19 protein-coding genes and 3 pseudogenes are annotated in these 20,474 nt (G+C 62.0%); 12 read left to right on the top strand and 10 right to left on the bottom strand.

The window, feature by feature from the left end:
* Positions 1–6: 6 nt before the first annotated feature.
* The 5 genes from APH36_RS00960 (at position 7) to APH36_RS00980 (ending at position 4,691) form a co-directional block, all read left to right on the top strand.
* Positions 7–492 (top strand): flavin reductase family protein, encoded by a 486-nt coding sequence (locus tag APH36_RS00960; RefSeq protein ID WP_060497084.1) that lies wholly within the window; start codon positions 7–9, stop codon positions 490–492.
* Positions 493–607: 115 nt separating this feature from the next.
* Positions 608–997 (top strand): carboxymuconolactone decarboxylase family protein, encoded by a 390-nt coding sequence (locus tag APH36_RS00965; protein ID WP_060497085.1) that lies wholly within the window; start codon positions 608–610, stop codon positions 995–997.
* 88 nt (positions 998–1,085) lie between these two features.
* Entirely contained in the window at positions 1,086–1,838 is a 753-nt protein-coding gene (locus APH36_RS00970) for a GntR family transcriptional regulator (RefSeq protein ID WP_003256074.1), read from the top strand.
* A gap of 2 nt (positions 1,839–1,840) precedes the next feature.
* Positions 1,841–2,404, top strand: a complete 564-nt coding sequence (locus tag APH36_RS00975; protein WP_060497086.1) for an NUDIX hydrolase — start codon at positions 1,841–1,843, stop codon at positions 2,402–2,404.
* 103 nt (positions 2,405–2,507) lie between these two features.
* Positions 2,508–4,691 (top strand): ATP-binding protein, encoded by a 2,184-nt coding sequence (locus tag APH36_RS00980; RefSeq protein WP_060497087.1) that lies wholly within the window; start codon positions 2,508–2,510, stop codon positions 4,689–4,691.
* A gap of 22 nt (positions 4,692–4,713) precedes the next feature.
* Here APH36_RS00980 and APH36_RS00985 read toward each other — a convergent pair whose 3' ends face one another.
* Entirely contained in the window at positions 4,714–5,346 is a 633-nt protein-coding gene (locus APH36_RS00985) for a LysE family translocator (protein ID WP_060497088.1), read from the bottom strand.
* Between the two features lie 66 nt (positions 5,347–5,412).
* Entirely contained in the window at positions 5,413–6,027 is a 615-nt protein-coding gene (locus APH36_RS00990; RefSeq protein WP_060497089.1) for a LysE family translocator, read from the bottom strand.
* Positions 6,028–6,139: 112 nt separating this feature from the next.
* Here APH36_RS00990 and APH36_RS00995 point away from each other — a divergent pair, with 112 nt between their 5' ends.
* The gene (locus APH36_RS00995; protein WP_060497090.1) at positions 6,140–6,592 is read left to right on the top strand and encodes an Lrp/AsnC family transcriptional regulator; all 453 of its coding nucleotides are present in this window, start codon (positions 6,140–6,142) and stop codon (positions 6,590–6,592) included.
* A gap of 414 nt (positions 6,593–7,006) precedes the next feature.
* Entirely contained in the window at positions 7,007–8,419 is a 1,413-nt protein-coding gene (locus tag APH36_RS01000) for a cytosine permease (protein ID WP_060497091.1), read from the top strand.
* Between the two features lie 64 nt (positions 8,420–8,483).
* Here the strand turns inward: APH36_RS01000 and APH36_RS01005 are convergent, their stop codons facing one another.
* The 5 genes from APH36_RS01005 to glnT all read right to left on the bottom strand — a co-directional run bounded on the left by APH36_RS01005 (position 8,484) and on the right by glnT (position 14,254).
* Positions 8,484–9,785, bottom strand: a complete 1,302-nt coding sequence (locus tag APH36_RS01005) for an ammonium transporter (RefSeq protein WP_019097855.1) — start codon at positions 9,783–9,785, stop codon at positions 8,484–8,486.
* 57 nt (positions 9,786–9,842) lie between these two features.
* Positions 9,843–11,168 (bottom strand): FMN-binding glutamate synthase family protein, encoded by a 1,326-nt coding sequence (locus tag APH36_RS01010; protein WP_060497092.1) that lies wholly within the window; start codon positions 11,166–11,168, stop codon positions 9,843–9,845.
* Between the two features lie 15 nt (positions 11,169–11,183).
* A complete protein-coding gene (locus tag APH36_RS01015) occupies positions 11,184–11,858 on the bottom strand; it encodes a protein glxC (protein WP_060497093.1) in 675 nt (224 codons plus the stop codon).
* 27 nt (positions 11,859–11,885) lie between these two features.
* Entirely contained in the window at positions 11,886–12,791 is a 906-nt protein-coding gene (locus tag APH36_RS01020) for a glutamine amidotransferase family protein (RefSeq protein ID WP_060497094.1), read from the bottom strand.
* A gap of 128 nt (positions 12,792–12,919) precedes the next feature.
* Positions 12,920–14,254: a type III glutamate--ammonia ligase gene (glnT, locus tag APH36_RS01025; RefSeq protein ID WP_019097857.1), complete on the bottom strand. Its 1,335-nt coding sequence runs from the start codon at positions 14,252–14,254 to the stop codon at positions 12,920–12,922.
* A 347-nt stretch (positions 14,255–14,601) separates the two neighbouring features.
* Between glnT and APH36_RS01030 the strand changes: the two genes are divergently transcribed.
* Both APH36_RS01030 and APH36_RS30440 read left to right on the top strand, forming a co-directional pair.
* Positions 14,602–15,195, top strand: a complete 594-nt coding sequence (locus APH36_RS01030) for a cupin domain-containing protein (RefSeq protein WP_060497095.1) — start codon at positions 14,602–14,604, stop codon at positions 15,193–15,195.
* 77 nt (positions 15,196–15,272) lie between these two features.
* Positions 15,273–15,589: pseudogene (locus APH36_RS30440) on the top strand (EamA family transporter); the annotation flags it as partial.
* A 64-nt stretch (positions 15,590–15,653) separates the two neighbouring features.
* On the opposite strand, the gene APH36_RS32480 reads toward APH36_RS30440, so the two are convergent.
* Together APH36_RS32480 and APH36_RS32485 are read right to left on the bottom strand one after the other, a co-directional pair.
* Positions 15,654–16,196 carry a hypothetical protein gene (locus APH36_RS32480; protein ID WP_256219064.1) on the bottom strand — a complete coding sequence of 181 codons (543 nt, stop codon included), beginning with the start codon at positions 16,194–16,196 and terminating at the stop codon, positions 15,654–15,656.
* A gap of 51 nt (positions 16,197–16,247) precedes the next feature.
* A pseudogene (locus APH36_RS32485) lies at positions 16,248–16,526 on the bottom strand (RHS repeat-associated core domain-containing protein); the annotation flags it as partial.
* Between the two features lie 80 nt (positions 16,527–16,606).
* Between APH36_RS32485 and APH36_RS33025 the strand changes: the two are divergent.
* Positions 16,607–16,875, top strand: a pseudogene (locus APH36_RS33025) (aldo/keto reductase); the annotation flags it as partial.
* Here APH36_RS33025 and APH36_RS01040 read toward each other — a convergent pair.
* Entirely contained in the window at positions 16,844–17,749 is a 906-nt protein-coding gene (locus APH36_RS01040) for a LysR family transcriptional regulator (RefSeq protein ID WP_060497097.1), read from the bottom strand. The pseudogene APH36_RS33025 and the gene APH36_RS01040 overlap by 32 nt on opposite strands.
* A 111-nt stretch (positions 17,750–17,860) precedes the next feature.
* Here APH36_RS01040 and APH36_RS01045 point away from each other — a divergent pair, with 111 nt between their 5' ends.
* Entirely contained in the window at positions 17,861–18,922 is a 1,062-nt protein-coding gene (locus APH36_RS01045; RefSeq protein ID WP_060497098.1) for a YeiH family protein, read from the top strand.
* Between the two features lie 148 nt (positions 18,923–19,070).
* Positions 19,071–20,444: a nucleotide 5'-monophosphate nucleosidase PpnN gene (gene ppnN, locus APH36_RS01050; RefSeq protein ID WP_060497099.1), complete on the top strand. Its 1,374-nt coding sequence runs from the start codon at positions 19,071–19,073 to the stop codon at positions 20,442–20,444.
* The last annotated feature ends 30 nt before the right edge of the window (positions 20,445–20,474 follow it).

Consider the following 20,474-nt stretch of genomic DNA (forward strand, 5'->3'; position numbering starts at 1 on the left):
CACGAGATGATCGAACCCGGCATCTACAAAGACGTGATGGGCTCCTTCCCGTCCGGCGTCACGGTAGTCACCACGCTGGACGCCGACGGCGCCATCGTCGGCATCACCGCCAGCGCCTTCAGCGCGCTGTCGATCGACCCGGCGCTGGTGCTGTTCTGCCCCAACTACGCCTCCGACACCTACCCGATCCTGCGCGACAGCAAGCAGTTCGCGATTCACCTGCTGTCCGCCGAGCAAACGGCCGAAGCCTATGCCTTCGCCGGTAAAGGCAAGGACAAGGCCAAAGGCATCGACTGGCACCTGAGTGAGCTGGGCAACCCGCTGCTGACCAAGGCTACGGCGATCATCGAGTGCGAACTGTGGCGCGAGTATGACGGCGGGGACCATGCGATCATCGTGGGCGCCGTGAAAAACCTGGTGCTGCCCGAGCAGCCAGTAACGCCGATGGTGTACCACAAAGGCAAGCTGGGCGCCCTGCCGCCCTTGGGCTGATCTTGGAATCGCCGGCGATGGGCCGCACAGCGGCCCCCGTTTCACCCCTTTTAAGGGGCCGCGCTAATCGTCTCCCCCTCGGTTGCGGCCCCTGTTTTCTTCCGGAGTACTGCACATGAGCAACGAAAAGTACGAGAAAGGCTTGCAGATCCGCACCCAGGTGCTGGGCGAGGACTACGTCAACCGCTCGATCCAGAACGCCGACGCGTTCACCCAGCCGTTGCAGGAACTGGTCACAGAATACTGCTGGGGCCACGTCTGGGGCCGCGAAGGCTTGTCGCTCAAAGAGCGCAGCATGATAAACTTGGCCATGATTTCCGCACTCAACCGGCCCCACGAACTCAAGCTGCACATTCGGGGCGCACTGCGCAATGGCCTGAGCCGTGAACAGATTCGCGAAATCCTGCTCCAGGTCGGCATTTACTGCGGCGTACCCGCGGCGGTGGACAGCTTCCGCCTGGCCCGTGAAGCATTTGCCGAAGCCGATGCGGAGCCAACCCGTTAACAACGGGCTGTTCGAACCACTGCATGGAAAGCCTCGGTTCGGGGCGTTCCGCGATGTTGGCGCAACAGCCTCATAAAGAGCGCACCTGATGAAACGCCAGCCACTCGACGACAGCTTCAAGGTCAACCGCAACCCCGTTACCCTGCGCGAAATCGTGCTCGACAAGCTGCGCGCCGCGATCATGAACTTCCACCTGCTGCCAGGCGACCGCCTGGTCGAGCGCGACCTCTGCGACCGCCTTGGGGTCAGCCGTACCTCGGTACGCGAAGCGCTGCGACACCTGGAATCCGAAGGCCTAGTGGAATTCGCCGACGCCAAGGGCCCGCGCGTCGCCATTATCACCCTGGAAGATGCCCGCGACATCTACGAGCTGCGTTGCGTGCTCGAAGGCCTGATCGTGCAGTTGTTCACCCTCAACGCCAAAGCCAAGGACATCCGTGCCCTGGAGCGTGCGCTGGAGGTCAACCGCGAGGCCCTCGAAGAAGGCGAACTGCAACAGGTGCTGGACTCGGTTCAAGGTTTCTACGATGTGCTGCTGGAAGGTTCCGGCAACCAGGTGGCGGCCCAGCAGCTGCGCCAGTTGCAGGCGCGCATCAGCTACCTGCGTGCTACATCTGTGTCGCAGGAAAACCGCCGGGGCGCCAGCAACCGCGAAATGGAAAAGATCGTCGAGGCGATCAAGGGTGGCGACCCGCTGGTGGCTCACCAGGCCTCGGTCGACCACGTCCGCGCTGCCGCCAAGGTAGCCCTGGACTACCTGCGCCAGAAGCAGGATGACAACGCCAAGGTACGCGACATTGTCGAGCCCCTGGCCCTGAAGGAACCCCGTATAGGTCGCTGATCATGCCCAACGCCCCGCGCTACTGCCCGCACTGCACCACGGAACTGGCCCGGGGCGTTCCCACAGGCGATACCCACGAACGCCTGCACTGTACCGGCTGCGGCTACATCCACTACGTCAACCCGAAGATCATCGCCGGCTGCATCATCGAGCGCGATGGCAAGTACCTGCTGTGCCAGCGCGCCATCCCCCCGCGCCCGGGCACCTGGACCTTGCCGGCTGGTTTCATGGAGGCCGGCGAAACCACCGAGCAGGCGGCGCTGCGCGAGGTGTGGGAAGAAAGCGGCGTACGTGCCGACATCGTTTCGCCTTACTCGATTTTCAGCGTGCCGAAAATCAGCGAGGTGTACATCATCTTCCGCGCCATCGCCATCGAAGAAACCGGGCAGTACGGGGCAGAAACGCTGTCGTACAAGTTCTTCGAACCGGATGAGATTCCGTGGGACGAGATCTACTACCCGGCGATCCGGCAGATACTGGAGCGCTACATCCTTGAGCGGCAGGCAGGGGTTTACGGTATTTACATGGGCAACGATGACTCTGGCAAGGTGCACTTCATTCGCTAGCCCGTACCGGCGAAGCGGCCGGCACAAGCCTGCACAAACCCCTCGCCAATCGCCTATTCTCGGTGCACCCTAAAGGCTTTATGCAAACGGACCGGCAGAGCACATGGCAAAATGGCTAGACGGCGGCGGACTGATGGCCGAACGCATCCGCAACCACGACTGGGCCGCCACGCCTCTGGGCCCGCTCGAACACTGGCCAGACGCTCTGAAAACCACCCTGGCCCTGTGCCTGGCATCGCGCTTTCCACAGGCCGTGCTGTGGGGCCCGGACCTGCTCACCCTGCACAATGACGCCTTCACCCCGATTCTCGGGCGCAAGCCCCTGGCGTTGGGCATCCCCTTCCGCGACGTGTGGCAGGAAGCCTGGGCGGACATCGGCAGGATGGCCGACCGCGCGTTGGCTGGCGAGGCGGTGTACATAGAAGACTTTCCGCTGACGATTAACCGCAACGGCGGCCCGGAACGCGCCTATTTCACCTTCTGCTACAGCCCCATCCGTGACCATGACGGCACGGTGTTGGGCATGCTCGACACCGTGACCGAAACCACGGCCAGCGTGATCGCCAACCAGCGCCTCAACTTCCTTGACCAACTCGGCCGCGCCGTGGCCGAAGCCACAGCCTCGGACCAGATACTGGCCACCACAACGCGTATGCTGGTGGAACACCTGGGGCTGTCCAGCTGCGCCTATGCGGTGATGGACCCGGACGAAGACGGCTTTACCATCTGCGGTGACTCAGTAGCCCACGGCGCGCCACGGCTGGTGGGCCAGTACCAGTTGCACGACTTCGGTCGCCTGGCGTTCAGCCGCCTGCGCAGCGGCCTGCCCCTGGTGATCAACGACAACCTAATTGAACTGGCTGCCGACGAGGCAGCCACCTTTCAGGCCATCGGCATCACTGCCACCATCTGCATGCCACTGATGAAAGGCGGTCGCCTGACCGCATTGATGGCCATCCATGACTGCGTGCCGCGCGAATGGACCGATTACGAACTGGCTTTGCTCAGTGAAGTCACCGAACGCTCCTGGGCCCACATCCAGCGGGTACAAGCCAATGCCAAAGTGCGCGAAGCCATGGCGGCGCTCGAAGCACTCAATGCCACCCTCGAACATCGCGTCGAAGAGCGCACTACCCAGTTACTGCACACCGAAGCCGTGCTGCGCCAGACCCAAAAGCTTGAAGCCATCGGCCAACTGACTGGTGGTGTTGCCCACGACTTCAACAATTTGCTGACCATCATCCGCTCCTCGCTGCATTTTCTGCAGCGCCCAAGCCTCGATGAAAAGCGCCGCGAACGCTACCTCAAGACCATGTCCGACACGGTCGACCGCGGTGCCAAGCTGACGGGGCAGTTGCTGGCCTTTGCCAGGCGCCAGGCCCTCAGCCCTCAGGTGTTCGAAGCCGGGCCACGGCTGGAAGCCATGGCCGACATGCTCGACACCGCCACCGGTGCGCGCATCCAGGTGGAGCTGCAGTTGCCAGAGGCGCCTTGCCACATCCGCGCCGACCTCAGCCAACTGGAAACTGCGGTGATCAACCTGATGCTCAATGGCCGTGACGCCATTGCAGGTGAAGGCACTTTGCAACTGCGCTTGCTGGCTGACCAGCGCCTGCCTGCCTTGCGTGGCCAGCCTGTGCAGGCAGGCACATTTGCGGCGATTTCGGTGAGTGACGGCGGTGTGGGCATTGCCGCCGAACTGCTGGAGCGTATCTTCGACCCGTTCTTCACCACCAAGGCGCCAGGCGAAGGCACCGGTCTCGGGCTTTCGCAGGTGTTCGGCTTTGCCAAGCAGTCGGGCGGGGATGTGCAGGTGCACAGCACCCCGGGTCAGGGCACCACGTTCACCCTTTATTTGCCTCAGGAGGCGCCGCCAGCGGCTCCGACGGCAGACACCATGGCCAGCCCACAGGCTCAGGCGCAAGGTGAGCAGCGGCGAATACTGGTAGTGGAAGACAACCCCGACCTTGGTAACTTCACTGCACAAATCCTTGAGGACCATGGTTACCAGATCAGCTATGCGCGTTCGGCCGAAGATGCCTTGGCCCAGTTGGCGGGGCCTGCAGGCCATTTCGATGCGGTATTTTCCGATGTGGTGATGCCCGGCATGGGGGGGCTGGCACTGGCCCGTGAACTGCGGCGTCAGCGGCCGCAATTGCCTGTTATCCTCACCTCGGGCTACAGCGAGTCGATTGCTGAGGGCGGGCACCAGGGCTTTGCCTTTCTGGCAAAGCCCTACTCGGCAGAACAGGTGTTTCAGATACTCGGGAAGGTGCTGGGCAGCTGAACCCGACAGCTCGCCTGACGGCTCAGCGACGCCCTTCAGCCAGCATGCGCACGGCCAGGCCCGCCAGCACAGTGCCCATCAACCAGCGCTGAACCTGCTGCCACAACGGTCGACCGGCCAGGAATACCGCAATGGAACCGGCCATGATCGCGATCAATGCATTGACCGAGACGCTGATGGCGATCTGCGTCGAGCCCAGCACCAGTGACTGCACCAGCACACTGCCGTGGCCGGGTTCGATGAACTGCGGCATCAGCGACAGGTACATGACGGCGATCTTGGGGTTCAGCAGGCTGGTGGCAAAACCCATGGTAAACAGCCGGCGCGGGCTGTCCGCCGGCAGGTCCTTGACCTGGAACGGGGAGCGACCACCCGGGCGCAGCGCTTGCCAGGCCAGGTACAGCAGATACAGCGCGCCACCAATGCGCAGTGCATCGTAGGCAAAAGGCACAGCCATCACCAGGGCGGTGATGCCCAGAGCAGCGCAGAATATGTAGATGACGAAACCCAGCGCTACGCCGCCAAGGGAAATCAAGCCGGCCTTGCGCCCCTGGCAGATCGAGCGGGAAATCAGGTAGATCATGTTCGGCCCCGGGGTCAGCACCATGCCGAGGCAGATCAGGGCAAACGTTAACAGTTGTGTGGCTTCGGGCATGGAGCACGTCCTGGTTGTGCTGTGAAAGGCTACGAGTTTATCTGAAGCCTTTTGAAACCGGTGAACTCAGTTGATCTGCCCCGCGATCAAGCCCAAGGCCACCGTGATCATCGCCACCCCCGACACCCGCCCGACCAGCCTGGCCGCCCCCGGCCGGGTGCTCAGCACCGCCTTGGCGCCATAGCCGACCAACGAATAGATCACCAGCGAGCTGCACAGGTGCACCAGGCCCAGCAGCAGGATCTGCAACGGCACCGGCCAGCTTGACTGCGGGTCGGTGAACTGCGGCAACAGGGCCAGGAACAGCAGGAACACTTTCGGGTTCAACCCGCTGACGCAAAAACCCTTCAACGCCCAGCGCGAGCCCGACTCCCCCTCACCGCCCTGCCCGGCCTCGGGCAATGCCGGGCTCAGCAACAGGTTGCCGCCCAGCCACAGCAGGTAGCTGCACCCTGCCAGGGTCAGCAAGGTCAGCGCCAACGGGTGGCCGGCCAGCAGGCTGCCAACACCTGCCGCTACCACCAAGGTGGCCAGGAAATGCCCCGACAGCATGCCCACCACCGCCGGCATCACCCAGCGCCCGCGCATGCCCGCCGAAATGGCGTAGGCCCAGTCTGCCCCCGGGGTAATCACGAACAGCATCGACACGGCCCAGAATGCCGTCAGAACACTGATAGCCACTTGAATCTTCCTTTTTCCACTGCTTAGGGATGCCGAAAGATTACGGATTCCGTCCGGGGATTTTCTTTCGTATATTTCCCCTCAGGGTTCAATTACTGGAAGATCCTTCTCAATGGATAGGACTGATCGAAAGATTCTTGCCGAACTACAAAAAGACGGTCGCCTCTCGGTGACCGAATTGGCCGATCGGGTGGGGCTCAGCCTGTCGCCCTGCCATCGGCGCCTGAAGGCACTGGAGGAATGCGGGGCGATCCTGGGGTATCACGCCCGCCTGGCGCCGAGCGCACTGGGGCTCAACTTCGCCGCGCTGGTGTTCGTGACCCTGCGGGAGGTCACCCGCCAGCCGGTGGCGGACTTTGAAGCGGCACTGGCCGAGATCCCGCAGATTGTCGAAGCACAGCGGCTGTTTGGTGACCCGGACTACCTGCTGCACGTAGTGGCCAAGGACTTGCCGGCGTTTCAAAAGCTGTATGACGAGAAGCTGACCAGCATTCCCAATGTGAAGCGCTTGAGCTCGACACTGGTGATGAAAGAGGTGATTCAGGATCGGTTGTTGCCGATGTAGCTGTTTTCTCCTGTTCTGGCCTCTTCGCGGGCAAGCCCGCTCCCACAAGTACAACGCAGCTTTCAGAAGCTGTGGTAATCCTGTGGGACCGGGCTTGCCCGCGAAGAGGCCGGCACAAGCTACCTTTTCTTCTGCCCTGAAAACGCGCATGGCGCACCAGCACAGTCCATCGCAAACGACCCACCAAACCGCGAACCCCTCTACTTCCAGCCCTCCCGCCAACTGGCACCCTCCTTGCTACCGTCACCCGCTTAAGCTTTTGTCAGCCTTAGGTTTTTTAAGGTTTATGGGTACATATTTACTAATTTCTCGTTATCCCCGCGCCCCGCATCATCGCTCCAACAAGAACGCGTCGCCCTTCGCCGGCACGCCCCCGGGCAGTTCCCGATGCCCTACCTTGCCTTGGAGTCAGTCATGACCAGTGCAGCCAATTCGGCACCCCTCATAGAAAAACACACGATCGGCTACGTACCGCCGGAAGACCGCCATGGAAAGGTAAGGGATCTGTTCACACTGTGGTTCGGCGGCAACATCGCGCCGCTGCCCATCGTTACCGGCGCGCTGGGCGTGCAGTTGTTTCACCTGAACTTGGTGTGGGGCATCATCGCCATCCTGGTCGGCCACCTGGTTGGCGGTGTGTTGATGGCACTGCACTCGGCCCAGGGCCCGCAAATGGGCATCCCGCAGATGATCCAGAGCCGCGCCCAGTTCGGTACCCTTGGCGCACTGCTGGTGGTGGTGATCGCCGGCGTCATGTACATCGGTTTCTTCGCCTCCAACATCGTGCTCGCCGGCAAGTCGCTGCATGGTGTGGTCGACGCCGTGCCGGTACCGGTAGGCATCCTCATCGGTGCGCTGGGCTCGGGCATCATCGGCATCATTGGCTACCGCTTCATCCATGTGCTGAACCGTATCGGCACCTGGGTGCTGGGCATCGGCATCGTGGTCGGTTTCGGCTACATCTTCACCCATGTGCAAAGCGACGACTTCCTCACCCGCGGCGGCTTCAACCTGGCCGGCTGGCTGGCCACCGTGTCGCTCGCGGCGCTGTGGCAGATCGCCTTTGCGCCCTATGTGTCGGACTACTCGCGCTACCTGCCGGCGGATGTGAAAGTCAGCTCGACCTTCTGGACCACCTACCTGGGCTCGGCCCTGGGCTCGAGCCTGTCGTTCATCTTCGGCGCCGTGGCGGTGCTGGCGATCCCGGCCGGCATGGATACCATGGACGCGGTCAAGCTGGCCACCGGTACCTTGGGCCCGATCATGCTGGTGCTGTTCCTGCTCAGTGTCATCAGCCACAACGCCCTCAACCTGTATGGTGCCGTGCTGTCGATCATCACCCTGGTGCAAACCTTCGCCTACCGCTGGATCCCGACCGCCAAGAGCCGCGCGGTGCTTTCGCTGATCGTGCTGTCGGCCTGCTGCGTGGTGGCGGTGTTCGCCTCGGCAGACTTCATCGGCCACTTCGTCGACATGGTGCTGGTGCTGTTGGTGGTGCTGGTGCCATGGACGGCGATCAACCTGATCGACTTCTACGCGATTCACAAGGGCGACTACGACATCCAGTCGATCTTCCAGGTCGATGGCGGCATCTACGGCCGTTACAACCCGCAGGCGCTGATCGCCTATGCCGTGGGCATCGTGGTGCAGATCCCGTTCATGAACACGCCGCTGTATGTCGGGCCGATTTCCGAGCACATCAACGGGGCTGACCTGTCGTGGCTGGTGGGCTTGGCGGTTACCTCGCCGCTGTACTGGTGGCTGGCTTCGCGTGACAGTGCCTACCGTCGTCGGCAGATGAGTGCCAAGTTGGCCATGGGGCACTGATTCAACCTGTACCGGCCTCTTCGCCGGCGTGCCCGCGAAGAGGCCGGTACAGACAACACATCAGTCAGAGGTTATACGCCCGCTCATTATGCTCCGCCAGGTCCAGCCCCTGCTCTTCCTCTTCCCGACTGGCCCGCAGGCCCACGGTCAGCTTGATGGCCCCAAGAATCGCCCAGCTCACCACGAAGCAATAGACGAAGGTGAACGCCACCCCCTTCAACTGCACCAGCGCCTGCCCTATAGGCGATACGCCCTCCACATAACCTCCCAACGCCGGTGCAGCAAACACCCCGGTCAGAATCGCACCGACCATCCCGCCCACGCCATGCAGCCCGAACACGTCCAGGCTGTCGTCATACCCCAATGCCTGTTTCAGTCGGGTCACGGCAAAGAAACAGATGGCCCCGGTCAACAGGCCAATCACTACAGCCCCCAAAGGCCCGACAAACGCACAGGCCGGGGTAATCCCCACCAAACCAGCCAGCGCGCCGGACGCCGCACCGAGGGCAGTCGGTCGACCATGCATCACCTTCTCGGTCAGCAACCAGCCGACAATCCCGGCGCAGGCCGCCACCATGGTCGCCAGCATCACCACCCCTGCTCCTTCGTTGGCCGCCAACCCCGACCCCACGTTGAAGCCAAACCAGCCCACCCACAACAACCCGGCACCCACTAGGGTAAAACCGAGGTTGTGGGGCGGCATGGCCACCTGCGGATAGCCCTTGCGCTTGCCCAGCATCAACGCCGCCGCCAAGGCAGCGACGCCGGAGTTGATATGCACCGCCGTGCCGCCGGCAAAATCCAGCACGCCCCAGTTGACCATCAGCGCCCCCGGCCCGCCCCACACCATATGGGCGATCGGCGCATACACCAGCACGAACCAGGCCCCCATGAACAGCAACGAAGCACTGAACTTCATGCGCTCGGCAAAACCACCGGCAATCAGCGCCGGGGTGATGATGGCGAACGTCAGCTGGAACACCGCGAACACACCTTCCGGGATCGTGCCCACCAGGCTGTCGTGGCCGATGTTCAGCATCAGCGCCTTGTCCAGGCCACCGATGAAGCTGTTGAAGGTCAACTGCCCCTCGACCATCCCCGTGGTGTCGACCACCAGGCTGTAGCCAAACAGCACCCAAAGGATGCCGATCACACCCGCTACGGCAAACAGTTGGGTGAACACCGAAAGGAAGTTCTTCGCCCGTACCATGCCACCGTAGAACAGCGCCAGGCCGGGTATGCACATCATCAGCACGAACATCGCGGCGCAGATCATCCAGGCGGTGTTGCCGGTGTCCAGGGTGGGTTCTGCGGCGTAGGCCAGCGGTGTCAGCGCGAACAGCACAACAGCAAGGGCAAGCTTCATGGAGTCACTCCTGTGCAATGAAAACCGCCGGCTGGCAGCCGGCGGTGTCGGGGGAGATCAGTACTGCGCCTGGCCCGGTACCCACGCAGTCCCCGCCAGCGGCACCCGTGCCATCGCTGCCGCTTCCACGGTCAACGCCACCAGGTCCTCCGGGTCCAGGTTGTGCAGGTGCGACTTGCCACACGCCCGCGCCATGGTCTGCGCCTCCAGCACCAGCACACGTAGGTAGTTGGCCAACCGACGCCCGGCCTCTTCCGGGTTCAGGCGCTTGGCCAGTTCCGGGTCCTGGGTGGTGATGCCGGCCGGGTCACGACCGTTCTGCCAGTCGTCATAGAAGCCGGCCGCCGAGCCAATCTTCTTCAGTTCGCTGTCCAGTCGCGGGTGGTTGTCGCCCAGGGCGATCAGCGCCGCCGTACCAATGGCCACCGCATCAGCGCCCAGTGCCATGGCCTTGGCCACATCGGCACCGTTGCGAATGCCACCCGATACAATCAGCTGCACCTTGCGGTGCATGCCCATTTCCTGAAGTGCCTGCACGGCCTGCGGGATGGCCGGCAGAATCGGGATGCCGACGTGCTCAATGAACACCTCCTGGGTCGCTGCAGTACCGCCCTGCATGCCGTCGAGCACGATCACATCGGCACCGGCCTTCACTGCCAGCTTGACGTCGTAGTACGGGCGGCTGGCGCCGATCTTCACGTAGATCGGTTTTTCCCAGTCGGTGATCTCGCGGATCTCGGCAATCTTGATCGCCAGGTCGTCCGGCCCGGTCCAGTCGGGGTGGCGGCAGGCACTGCGCTGATCGACGCCGATCGGCAGGGTCCGCATGCCGGCAACGCGCTCGGTTACCTTCATGCCCAACAGCATCCCGCCACCGCCCGGCTTGGCGCCCTGGCCGAGGACGATCTCGATAGCATCGGCCTTGCGCAGATCATCCGGGTTCATGCCATAGCGCGACGGCAGGTACTGGTACACCAGATACTGCGACTGACCGCGTTCTTCCGGGGTCATACCGCCGTCGCCGGTGGTGGTGCTGGTGCCAGCGATGGTCGCACCACGGCCCAGCGCTTCCTTGGCATTGGCCGACAGCGCGCCGAAGCTCATGCCGGCGATGGTCACCGGGATTTTCAGGTGGATCGGCTTTTTCGCAAACCGGTTGCCCAGCACCACATCGGTGCCGCACTTCTCGCGGTAGCCTTCCAGCGGGTAGCGCGACACGCTGGCACCCAGCAGCAGCAGGTCGTCGAAGTGCGGTACACGGCGCTTGGTGCCGCCACCGCGAATGTCGTAGATGCCGGTTTCGGCAGCACGCTGAATTTCCTGGATGGTCAGGCGATCGAAGGTGGCCGACTCACGCAGTACCGGGGGGAATTGTTCGCTCATGGGAATGCTCCTGGATCAGTACGCGCTGGCGTTGTCGACTTTGAAGTTGTACAGCTGGCGGGCCGAGCCGTAGCGTTTGAAATCGGCGGCCTTGTGGTCCAGGCCTGCCTTGTTCAGCAGCTCCTGCAACGCTGTAAGGTGCTCGGCGCGCATTTCTTTTTCGATGCAGTCCGAGCCCAACGACTGCACCGAGCCTTTGACGTAAATCTGCACCTCGTACAGCGAGTCGCCCAACGCATCGCCGGCATCACCACACACCACCAGGCGCCCGGCCTGGCCCATGAAGCAGCTCATGTGGCCGATGCTGCCGCCCACCACGATGTCCACGCCTTTCATGGAAATGCCGCAACGGGCACCGGCATCACCCTCAATCACCAGCAGCCCGCCATGGGCGGTGGCACCAGCGGCCTGGGAGGCACTGCCCTTGACCCGCACCGAGCCAGACATCATGTTTTCGGCCACGCCCACGCCCACGTTGCCATGCACCGTCACGCTGGCTTGCTGATTCATGCCGGCACAGTAGTAGCCCGCGTGGCCTTCGATATCCACCGCCACGGCGGCGTTGATGCCCACGGCCAGGTTGTGTTTGCCATCGGGGTGAGTCACCCGCCATTCGTGGTCCTGCACCTCGCCGTGCAGGGACTGGTTGAGCACGCGCACCGAAGTGCTGGAAAGGTCGATCGTTTTCATAAGGTTCTCCAGAGGTTCGGTGGCAGGTCAGGCGCTTTCGCGCTCCCAGACGTACAGGGTGGCCGGAGCCGGCTCCCAGACCTTGGCATGCTCAATGCCCGGCAGGCTGGCCAGGGCCTGGTATTCCGAGGCCATCGCCACGTAGTCGTCGGTTTCGGCCAGCACCGCCGGCTTGCAGGCAATCGGGTCGCGGATCACGGCAAAGCCGTTGCGGGTGCCGATGGCGAAGGTGAAGAAACCGTCCAGGTCTTCCAGCGCGCCATCCAGGGCCTGGGCCAGGGTATCGCCCTGCTGCAGGCGCCAGGTCAGGTAGCCGGCGGCCACTTCGGTGTCGTTATCGGTTTCGAAGCTGATACCTTCGCGCTTCAGTTCCTGGCGCAGGCGGAAGTGGTTGGACAGCGAGCCGTTGTGCACCAGGCACAGGTCGGCACCGGTGGAAAACGGGTGGCTGCCTTCCATGGTCACGGCGCTTTCGGTGGCCATGCGGGTATGGCCAATGATGTGGCTGCCCTTCATACCGGCCAGGCCGAAACGGCTGGAGATTTCCGCTGGCAGGCCCATGCCCTTGAGGATTTCGATGCTCTGCCCGGCGCTCATGATGCGCACGTCCGGGGCCAGTTCGCTCAGCGCCTGGCGGGCAGCCGATTCGCTGGTATGCACCTTGAGTACCGCCGCGCTGGCGTTCTGGAACCCGTCCAGCGAGCAGCCCAGGCGCCCCTCCAGCTGGCCCATCAGGGTTGTCCAGGGGTAGTCGATATCCGTGGCTTGCAGGGTCAACTTGACCCAGCCATCCGCCACTTCGTCGCCGTAGATGGCAAAGCCTGCGCTGTCCGGGCCACGGTCGGTCATGGCTTCGAGCATGGGTTCGAAGAGTTTGCCAAGCTGGGCCTCCAGCTCGGGCTTTTTCAGGTACAGACCTACGATTCCACACATAAAAGAGCCTCACTACGTTCGGCAGCAAGCTGTAAGGGGCAAGCTGCAAGTTGTCCGTAATAGAACGGGATAGTTATGTTCACCGCGCACTGGCTTTCTATTGCAGCTTGCGGCTTATAGCTTGCAGCTCAGAAAAACTCGGTGTAACGCTGGATTTCCCAGTCGGAGACATGGCGGCAGTACTCCACCCACTCCATGCGCTTGAGCTTGATGAACTCGTCGACGATCTCAGCGCCCAACACCTCGCGGAACAACGGGTCGGCTTCGAGCGCGTCGGCGGCTTCCTTCAGCGATTGCGGCAGGGTCTTGATGCCGCGTGCGGCAATTTCTTCAAGGCTGAGGTTGTAAAGGTTCTCGTTGCACATCTCGCCCGGCTCCAACTGGCGGTCGATGCCATCGAGACCCGCGGCGATGATCGCGGCGGTAACCAGGTACGGGTTGCAACCGGCGTCCGGCAGGCGGAACTCCAGGCGGCCATACGGGATGCGCACCATCGCCGAGCGGTTGTTGGCCCCCCATGCGACAAAGGCCGGGGCCCACGTCGAACCCGACAAGGAACGGCCGACCACCAGGCGCTTGTAGGAGTTGACCGTCGGTGCCGCGAAGGCACACAACGCCGGGCCATGGGCCAGGAGCCCTGCGGCAAAGTGGTAGGCCAGCTTCGACAGGCCCATGCCACTGCTGTCGGACGCGTCGTGGAAGAGGTTCTTGTTGGTGCTGCTGGCCAGCGACAGGTGGAAGTGCATGCCATTGCCGGCGCGCTTGGGGTCGGGCTTGGGCATGAACGAGCAGATCATCCCCAGGTCGTTGGCGATTTCACCGGCGGCCATGCGGAAGAAGGTGAAGCGGTCGGCCGACTCCATGGCGTCGCTGTAGGTGTAGTTGATCTCGAACTGGCCGTTGGCGTCTTCGTGATCAATCTGGTAGATGTCGAAGCCTACCGGTTGCAGTGCCTCGGTCAGGCGCTCGAGAAACAGCCGCGAGCGCGACAGGCCCTTGTAGTCGTAGCACGGCTTGTCGAGGTTGTCGGAGGCATCCACCAGTTGCAGCTTGCCGCCTTCGTCACGGCGGAACAGGCTGAATTCCGGTTCCAGACCGGTGTTCAAGGTCCAGCCCTTGTCGGCCAGGCGTTGCACCTGTTGTTGCAACACATAGCGGCTGTCGTAAGGCCAGGGCTGGCCGTTGACATGCCCCACGCACACCACCCGGCCATAACCCGGCTGCCACGGTACCGGGATCAAGGTGGAAAGGTCGCCACGGGCCATGAAGTCCGGGCCGTGCGGCTCCATGCCCATGCCGCAGATGGCGAACCCGGCAAAGCCGGCGCCCTCCTCGGCCACCATCTTCAGGCCCGAGACCGGCACCGATTTGGTCTTCGCCGAGCCATGGATATCGACGAACTGCGCCAGCACGTACTTGATGCCATGCTGGTCGAGGGTGCGCTGGGTTTCTGCTGGCAACATGGGTTGAACACTCCTGGGTAAGGGGCAATGATTCCGCATAAGAAACTTACTTTCCCCACAGGAATGCAATGCGCTTGCCAAGTTTGTCCGGGGGGTGGCCTTTGGGGATCAGTGCGGGCCTCTTCGCGGGCAAGCCCGCTCCCACAGTGGATTCGACGCAAAGCCTTGTGGGAGCAGCTTGCCCACGAAGAAGCCCGTACAAACAACACAAAACCCAAGCAGGTTTTTCTGTTCTATTTATGGGAAACTTGTTTTCACCCGAGGAAAGAAGCAGCCAACGCAGCTGCTTTTCGCACTTTCCCAGTGCGAAATCTTTATTCTTGAACTGAAACCGTGCAGGACATTCGATGTCGACCGAAACCGAACCGCGCCTTCGCCTGGAGCAGTACCTGGGCCTCCAGATCAAGCGCCAGCGCCAGGCCCAGTCCCTCAAGCTCGCCGACGTGGCGCGCATCGCCGGCATCAGCCAGGGCATGTTGAGCAAGATAGAGAATGCCCAGGTGTCCACCAGCCTCGACACCCTCAGTCGCCTGTGCGACGTCCTGGGCATGCCGATGGCCAAGCTGTTCAGCCAGTATGACCAACCCGACGGCAATGCCTTGCTGGTGAAGGCCGGCGAAGGGCTGGAGGTGGTGCGCCGCGGCACCGAGAAGGGCCACACCTACCACTTGCTCAATCACGCCAGGGGGCCGAAAAAGAACTTCGAGGCGTACATGGTGAGCATGGACGACGCCAGCGAAGAGTTCCCGACCTTCGCCCACCCGGGCACCGAATTCCTCCACTTGCTGGAGGGCGAGCTGGTGTACCGCCATGGCAACCAGCTCTATCACATGCATGCCGGCGACAGCCTGACCTTCGACGGTGAAACCCCGCATGGCCCCGAACAGCTGGTGCAGGTGCCCATCCGCCTGTTGTCAATCATGAACTACGGCGGAGAGTGACGCGGCGTAGCAAGGCAACTGCGGATATCGCGATCAGGCAAGCACACGTCACCCGCAAGATGGTTACCGCCGGCCTGGTGTTGGTGGTACCGACTTTCGACCTGCTGGGCAGCACCCGCCTGGCAGGCAGCGACTGGGTCGACCTGGCCTTGCTGGGTGTGTTCTGCACCGGGTTGTCGCAGTTTCTGTTCGTCAAGAGCCTGGAATCCGCATTGCCGGCATGATCATCGCGCTGGAGCCGGTGTGCGCGATTATCGGGGCATGGTGGTTGTTTGGTGACCAACCGAGCCTGCGCATGGCTGCGGGTGCTGCGCTGATCGTGCTGGCGACTTTTCTGGCTGCCGCGCGCAAAGCACCTGCGGAGCAAGGGGACACCAGTCGCTGCGCGCACTGAACATCTGTCCTGGGCGCGGCTCAACGCATGCCGCGCCTGCTTAACGAAAGGCTTACTTCTAGAGTTAGCGTCGCCTAAGGGGTGGAGAAGGCGGCGCTTCTGGTGGTCCATAGCGCTCAAGCATCCCATCAAACCGGTCAATCTCCCTTTGGAAACGCACATCCCACATTGCTTTAGCAACTTCAGGCCACGCTGACCCTGCTAGCTGCGGTCTCTCGTGCTGAGCAGCAGGAAGAGAGAAACTCCTAAGATCTCTTTTACTGACTTCGTAAGATTTATAATTTCCGAGTCCTCGTGCGGGTTTAAAAGGTCCCACGCCCAACACAAAGATATTCAGCTTCGCCTCATAGTGACCAACCGGCAAATGAAAAATGGGGCTGCCAGCCACAAAATCCGCTGCAAACCCGTTGGTTTCAAAATTGTATTTTAGATCCCATCGGGTGTACCCATAGTGCGGAACCCCGTGCTTATATAACCGTGCAGCTACGACACTCTTTTCCATCGCCCCCCGATGTATTCCCTTCGCCACTTTCCGGAAATGTAAAAGCTGTGGCTGCAAGCTTGATGGAAAACCCTCTTTTTGCAAAACATTGATATCCAGACTCATTTGAGGGTTCACTTGTCCCCTGGATGCATTTCTGGAAGACCCAGAAGGGTCAACATAATTCACAGGATCACCTGAGCAATAAGCATACGCATTTATCCCCCCGCTACCAAACGGGCTTATAGAGTCAGGGCTGGTAAAACGGCAGATTGAAGGGCTATACAGACGCCGACCATTTCCTAGCGGATACAAGCCATGCACTGCGTCACGCCGCTGTCCGGCGAATCCGATAATGGACGAATGTTGTGACAGGTCAGAGAAACCGTAAACCGTATAGGCTAGATCAAGGTTCGGACGACTCTGGAGGCTTACACTCCGAAGAAGACAATCCATGGCAAAACTATCCCAAGCCTCAGATGCCTTCACCCTACATAGACATTCGTGGTTTAGAAACTGATATTTTTACTAGGTCAGTCATTGCTTACTCAACGTTGCAATCTGGCCTGTTGACGAGAAGCATGAGCCGCGAGCGAATTGCACAACTGCCCGATGACGGCTGGCGAAAAACGCGCAGCGCGGATTTCCAGGAACCTCGCCTAAGCAAGAACCTCGCTTTGGTAGAAGTCATGGCAGATATCGGTGCAGGCACGGGGTCGGTGCGGCGGCTGTAGCGATCGCTTGGGTTCTGCGTAATCCCGCAGTATCCGGAACTATCGTAGCCGCACGCCGCCCCAACCAACTTGCCTGCCAACACACAACTCAAGAAACCGCGCGGCCGCCCGTGACGGGGCAGCTGCATGCGGCACCAGAATGGAAAACCGACGCACCAGCGCCTGCGGCGTAACCTGCAGCCGGTGCAGCGCCCCATCTTCATGGCGAATGGACATCGCCGACACAAAGCCAACCCCCATCCCGGCCCGCACCGCCTCCTTCACCCCTTCCACCCCGGCAATCTCCAGCGCCACGCGCATCGCCACCCCCTCACGGGCAAACGCCCGCTCGACGATTTGCCGCACACCCGAGCCGCTTTCGCGCAGCACCAACGGGCAGGCGCCCAGTGACGCCAGGGTCTGCTGATCACTGCCAGCCAAGGGGTGGCCACGCGGCACGATGGCCACGATCTCGTCCTCACGCCACGCCGTCACTTCCGTGCCCAGCGGTAGCTCCTGTCCTGGCGGGCCTTCGATCAAGGCGATATCGACACTGTCCAGGGCGGCAACAACTTCCGCCGTGTTGCCTTGTGAAGTGGTGACCAGTACGTCTGGATAGCGCCCGTGAAAATCGGCAATCAGGTAAGGCAACAGGTAGCTGGCCGGCGTGGTGCTGGCACCGATGCGCAAGGTCCCGCGCTCCAGCCCGCGCATGGCTTCACGCAGCCCCTGCGCCTGACGAAAGGTTTCACGCAGGCGCTCGGCATGGGCGAGCAGTTGCTCGCCAGCCGCCGTCAACCGCACACCACGGCCGGCACGTTGATAGAGCGGCTCGCCAAACGCCTCCTGCAACAGCTTGAGCTGGCCGGACACAGCCGGCTGCGACAAATGCAGGGCCTGGGCCGCATGGCTGATGTTGCCATGCTCGGCAACGGTGGCGAACGTTATCAGCTGTTCCGGGGTCATGGATGAAAAATATCAGCTATTCGGATATTTGCCATCCTAAATTACGATTTTTTATAAGTTTATAACCAGATTAACGTAGGCCTTGTCGAAACACCTTTCCGGAGGACTCACATGGCCACGGTTCCGTCCAACCCTGCTTTTGCACCTACCCTCTCTACCCGAGGGCGGCTCAATGGCATCCTGTTCGTCGCGTTGTTCGCGCTCGCGGTCACTCAGCTGGCCGCCATGCCCGCCATCGCCAACCTGGGCATCAGCCCGCTGATCGTCGGCATTGTCGCCGGTGCGCTGTATGGCAACGCGCTGCGTGACGGCGTACCGGCTAGCTGGGCGGCGGGTATCAACTTTTCTGCGCGCGGCCTGTTGCGCATCGCCGTGGCCTTCTTTGGCCTGCGCGTCAGCCTGCAGGAGATCGCCGAAGTCGGCTGGTCGGGGCTGATCGTGTCGCTGCTGGTGGTATCCAGCACGCTGCTGATCGGCCTGTGGTGCGGCATGAAACTGTTCAAGCTGGACCGCGACACCGCCTTGCTGACGGCCGCCGGTAGCGCCATCTGCGGCGCCGCTGCGGTGCTGGCCTTCGAATCGGCACTGCGCAGTGCCCCGCACAAGAGCGCCATGGCAGTCGGTAGCGTGGTGCTGTTCGGCACCTTGTCGATGTTCCTGTACCCACTGGCCATCAACGCCGGCTGGCTGCACCTCGACACGATGGGCGCAGGGTTGTTCCTGGGCGGCACTATTCATGAAGTGGCCCAGGTAGTTGGCGCCGCCAGTAACGTAAGCCCTGAAGCCACCCATATCGCAACCATCGTCAAGATGACCCGGGTAATGTTGCTGGTGCCGGTACTGCTGGTGGTAGGCCTGTGGATCAGCCGTACGCGCAAAGCCGGCCAGGCGCAGGGCAATGGGCGTATCGCCATGCCCTGGTTCGCCTTCGGCTTCCTCGCCCTGGTGTTGGTGAACTCGTTGCAGGTGCTGCCGGGTAGCGTGACCCAGGCGGTGAACAGCCTGGACACCTTTGCCCTGACCATGGCGATGACGGCGCTGGGGATGGAAACCCGCTTCAGCCAGATCCGCCAGGCTGGGCCAAAAGCGCTGGCGACCGGGGCAATTCTCAACCTGTGGCTGGTCGGGGGTGGTTTGGCGATTACACTCGGCGTGCAGAAGCTGTTGGGCTGACTTGAGACCGGGTTGGCTTCTTGGCGGGTAAAAACGCGAAGAAGCTAAGCCGGTCTCAAGCTTTTTCACCAGCCCTCTCGTTGCCGCCCACATTTCTCGGTATGGTGTTGTCAAAGAAGGATGTTTTACCCGCACAGGAAAGACTTAGATGCCTCAACGCAATGTCATCAATGCATCCGTCAGCCCCAAAGGCAGCCTGGAAACGCTGTCACAACGTGAAGTGCAGCAACTGAGTGAAGTCGGTACCGGTAGCCTTTACACCCTATTCCGCCAGTGCGCCCTGGCCATCCTCAACACCGGCGCCCACGTCGACAATGCCAAGACCATCCTCGAGGCCTACAAGGACTTCGAGGTAAAAATCCACCAACAGGACCGCGGGGTCCGCCTGGAGCTCCTGAATGCCCCGGCCGACGCCTTCGTCGATGGCGAAATGATCGCCAGCACCCGTGAAATGCTGTTCAGCGCCCTGCGCGATATCGTCTACACCGAAAGCGAACTGGCCAGCCAGCGCATCGACCTGGAAAGCTCCCAGGGCATCACCGACTACGTTTTCCACCTGCTGCGCAACGCGCGCACCCTGCGCCCGGGCGTGGAACCGAAAATGGTGGTGTGCTGGGGCGGCCACTCGATCAGCACCGAGGAATACCAGTACACCAAGAAGGTCGGCCACGAGCTTGGCCTGCGAAAACTGGACGTGTGCACCGGCTGCGGCCCTGGCGTGATGAAGGGGCCGATGAAGGGCGCCACCATCGCCCACGCCAAGCAGCGCATGCACGGCAGCCGTTACCTGGGCCTGACCGAACCGGGCATCATCGCCGCCGAAGCGCCCAACCCTATTGTCAATGAACTGGTGATCCTGCCGGACATCGAGAAGCGCCTGGAAGCCTTCGTACGTGTCGGCCACGGCATCATCATCTTCCCGGGCGGTGCCGGCACGGCCGAGGAGTTCCTGTACCTGCTGGGCATCCTCATGCACCCGGACAACCACGACCTGCCGTTCCCGGTGGTACTCACCGGCCCGCGCAGTGCCGAGCCTTACCTGCAGCAGTTGCATGCCTTTGTCGGCGCCACCTTGGGTGAAGCGGCGCACCGGCTGTACGAAATCATCATCGACGACCCGGCGGAAGTTGCCCGGCACATGGTCGAAGGGCTCAAAGAGGTCAAGCAGTTCCGCCGTGAGCGTAACGATGCCTTCCACTTCAACTGGCTGCTGAAGATCGAGGAGAGCTTCCAGCGCCCGTTCGACCCGACCCACCAGGCCATGGCCGAGCTGGACCTGCGCCGCGAGCTGCCGCCCCATGAACTGGCAGCCAACCTGCGCCGGGCATTTTCCGGCATTGTTGCGGGTAACGTGAAAGACAAGGGCATCCGCCTGATCGAGGAGCATGGGCCCTACCAGATCCACGGCGACAGCGCCGTGCTGGACCCGCTGGGCCGGCTGTTACAGGCCTTCGTCGATCAGCACCGGATGAAGCTGCCCGGCGGCGCGGCGTATGTGCCGTGCTACCAGGTGGTGGCCTGATAGCCCACACCATCGGGGCCGCTTGTCGGC

It is taken from the genome of Pseudomonas sp. NBRC 111133 (genome assembly GCF_001320605.1).
Taxonomy (GTDB): domain Bacteria; phylum Pseudomonadota; class Gammaproteobacteria; order Pseudomonadales; family Pseudomonadaceae; genus Aquipseudomonas; species Aquipseudomonas monteilii.

Coding starts and splice junctions, on each gene's coding strand:
- APH36_RS00960 (WP_060497084.1), top strand. CDS start 7: ATGATCGAACCCGGCATCTACAAAGACGTGATGGGCTCCTTCCCGTCC.
- APH36_RS00965 (WP_060497085.1), top strand. CDS start 608: ATGAGCAACGAAAAGTACGAGAAAGGCTTGCAGATCCGCACCCAGGTG.
- APH36_RS00970 (WP_003256074.1), top strand. CDS start 1,086: ATGAAACGCCAGCCACTCGACGACAGCTTCAAGGTCAACCGCAACCCC.
- APH36_RS00975 (WP_060497086.1), top strand. CDS start 1,841: ATGCCCAACGCCCCGCGCTACTGCCCGCACTGCACCACGGAACTGGCC.
- APH36_RS00980 (WP_060497087.1), top strand. CDS start 2,508: ATGGCAAAATGGCTAGACGGCGGCGGACTGATGGCCGAACGCATCCGC.
- APH36_RS00985 (WP_060497088.1), bottom strand. CDS start 5,346: ATGCCCGAAGCCACACAACTGTTAACGTTTGCCCTGATCTGCCTCGGC.
- APH36_RS00995 (WP_060497090.1), top strand. CDS start 6,140: ATGGATAGGACTGATCGAAAGATTCTTGCCGAACTACAAAAAGACGGT.
- APH36_RS01000 (WP_060497091.1), top strand. CDS start 7,007: ATGACCAGTGCAGCCAATTCGGCACCCCTCATAGAAAAACACACGATC.
- APH36_RS01005 (WP_019097855.1), bottom strand. CDS start 9,785: ATGAAGCTTGCCCTTGCTGTTGTGCTGTTCGCGCTGACACCGCTGGCC.
- APH36_RS01010 (WP_060497092.1), bottom strand. CDS start 11,168: ATGAGCGAACAATTCCCCCCGGTACTGCGTGAGTCGGCCACCTTCGAT.
- APH36_RS01015 (WP_060497093.1), bottom strand. CDS start 11,858: ATGAAAACGATCGACCTTTCCAGCACTTCGGTGCGCGTGCTCAACCAG.
- APH36_RS01020 (WP_060497094.1), bottom strand. CDS start 12,791: ATGTGTGGAATCGTAGGTCTGTACCTGAAAAAGCCCGAGCTGGAGGCC.
- glnT (WP_019097857.1), bottom strand. CDS start 14,254: ATGTTGCCAGCAGAAACCCAGCGCACCCTCGACCAGCATGGCATCAAG.
- APH36_RS01030 (WP_060497095.1), top strand. CDS start 14,602: ATGTCGACCGAAACCGAACCGCGCCTTCGCCTGGAGCAGTACCTGGGC.
- APH36_RS32480 (WP_256219064.1), bottom strand. CDS start 16,196: ATGAGTCTGGATATCAATGTTTTGCAAAAAGAGGGTTTTCCATCAAGC.
- APH36_RS01040 (WP_060497097.1), bottom strand. CDS start 17,749: ATGACCCCGGAACAGCTGATAACGTTCGCCACCGTTGCCGAGCATGGC.
- APH36_RS01045 (WP_060497098.1), top strand. CDS start 17,861: ATGGCCACGGTTCCGTCCAACCCTGCTTTTGCACCTACCCTCTCTACC.
- ppnN (WP_060497099.1), top strand. CDS start 19,071: ATGCCTCAACGCAATGTCATCAATGCATCCGTCAGCCCCAAAGGCAGC.